1 protein-coding gene is annotated in these 2126 nt (G+C 69.9%); it reads left to right on the top strand.

The annotated features are described in order from the left end of the window. Positions 1–1112 precede the first annotated feature (1112 nt). Positions 1113–1556, top strand: a complete 444-nt coding sequence (locus tag ACFYVJ_RS34745) for a nuclear transport factor 2 family protein (protein ID WP_388900513.1) — start codon at positions 1113–1115, stop codon at positions 1554–1556. Positions 1557–2126 lie beyond the last annotated feature (570 nt).

Genomic DNA, 2126 nt, shown 5'->3' with positions numbered 1-2126 from the left:
CGGGAGATCTACCACCACCTACCCCACACGACCCACACCACTAAACCGCTCCCACAAACCACTTGACGATCCATAGGAGCTTCAACGCGGGGGGCGGCAGGACGCTGAGCTGGTACGTCATGTCTGTGCAGGACGGGTACGGGGGGTAGGGCGTCGGGGTGGCGGTGGTGCGTGGGGTGGGCCGGTGGACGGGGGTGGCGGCGAAGGGAGTGGCCGTGTCGTAAAGGCTCCCCCCGGGCCACCCCACTCCTGATGATGCGGCCCTGCGTCCGGTGTCAAGGGCGTCCCTTCCGCTTCGCTCCATGGACGTCGCTTCGCGATGGGGCTTCGCCCCACCCTTGACACCGGACTCCGGCCCGAAAGACGGGCGGCTATGGGTGGCCCGGAGGGAGCGGGCGCCCTAATGCACCGCTACGGATGCCGTGCCCAGCCGACGGGGGCCGGAACACCCGAAGTCGACCCCACCCCGATCGCGGACAAGCGCCGAAACAGGTAGATACACCCGCTATAGCGCGCCCCGAGCGGACGAATATCGCCGTAACTCGCGGTAACACCCCCTGATCCAGCCCAGAACAGGCGCCGAAGCCCGACTTTCGCCCCACCCCGCGCACCCAACCGCCTCAGGCCGCTCGGGATGCACGCCACCGGCGCAAAGTCATGACAACCAAGCCGCCAAACCGGGTCAAATGCTCCACGGGAGTCGAGTTTTGCCCCATCGCGGGCGCCGACCACCCTCCGCGGCCGGGATCCACGCCCCGAACACCCCTGAGTGCGCACAATCGGCACGAACCCCCAGCCAGCCGCCTCTCAAATTACCCCAAAGCACCCACGGGGGCTGAGTTTCGCCCACTCGCACTCACGCGGCCACTCCCGAAGGCACTCACCGCCGCCCAACCCACGCGAGGGAGCGTCACCGATACAAACTCGCGGTAACACCCGCGGGGAAACGGGGCAAATCACCCGCGTGGGTCGACTTTTGCTCGTCGACACGCGGCTATCCGAGGGCGAAGGGCCTGTCTTACCCCCGGGGTAATCGTGTCGGCCGGCCTGGGCGGGCAAGCTTGCTGATCTCGCCGCGTTGCCTGGACGCGGACCAAGACGTAGGGGCAGTCGTGTCGGAAGTCGCGCCCGCAAGCACGCGCTCTGTGGTTGAGGAATTGCTGCGCCGGATCGGCGAGGGCGATCCCGACCGCATCGCTGAGCTGTACGCGGAGCAGAGCGACTGGAAGTTGGACTGGCCCGAAGCCGAGCACGGTCGCGCCGCCACGCCTTGGATCCGCCACCGGTCCACCCGCGCCGACGCGGCGGCCCACTTCCGCGAGATTGCGGAGCATCACGTACCGGAGGAGGTGGCGACCCAGGTCGAACGCATCCTCGTCGACGGAGAGGACGCGGTTGTGTTCGGGGAGATCCGCCAGACCGCGCGGTCCACCGGACGCGCGTATCGCGCCCGATTCGCGCTCCACCTCACCGTCGAGGGCGGGTTGGTCACCCGGCACCACGTCTACGAGGACAGCCTGGCCGTCGCCCAAGCCTTCGACGCGGAGCGCCGATAGAGGCAGTCATCGGGCGACGCGTATCGCCGCCGCCGGAGGCACGTCCCTGGCCAGGACGACCCCAGGCCCGTCCCTACCCGCCGCGTGCACCGGCGACCGGGCCGGGCTCCGGCTCCCCTTGGTCCTGGCACCCACGACAGGGGCAGGCGCGAATGCGCCTTGACTCCTCCACCTCCATTGAGCGTGCCGGACCAGGGACTGCCCGGCTCAACTCCGGCTCAGCGTCCACCTGCGAACGGGGCGGACCGCCGCCGGCCTTCGGCCCCCGTCCTCCGGTGCGCCCCGGGCCCCTCCGTCTCCGCGCCCGACCGTGAACGGGCCAGGCCCGGCTCTGGTCTTCGGCCCCACCTCCACCGGGGCATCCCAGAGCGGAGTTGCCCCGGCCGTCTCCCGTTTCGGCGCTTGTCCGGGATCGGGGTGGGGTCGATTTCGGGTGTTCCGGCCCCCGTCGCTGGGCACGGCATCCGTAGTCCTCTTCGAGGGCGCCCGCTCCCTCCGGGCCACCCATAGCCGCCGGTCTTTCGGGCCGGAGTCCGGTGTCAAGGGTGGGGCGAAGCCCCATCGCGAAGC

The sequence above is a fragment of the Streptomyces sp. NPDC004134 genome, from assembly GCF_042874195.1.
GTDB lineage: Bacteria > Actinomycetota > Actinomycetes > Streptomycetales > Streptomycetaceae > Streptomyces.
The sequence above is the reverse complement of the archived record's forward strand: the minus strand, read 5'-3'. Positions and strand labels throughout refer to the sequence as shown.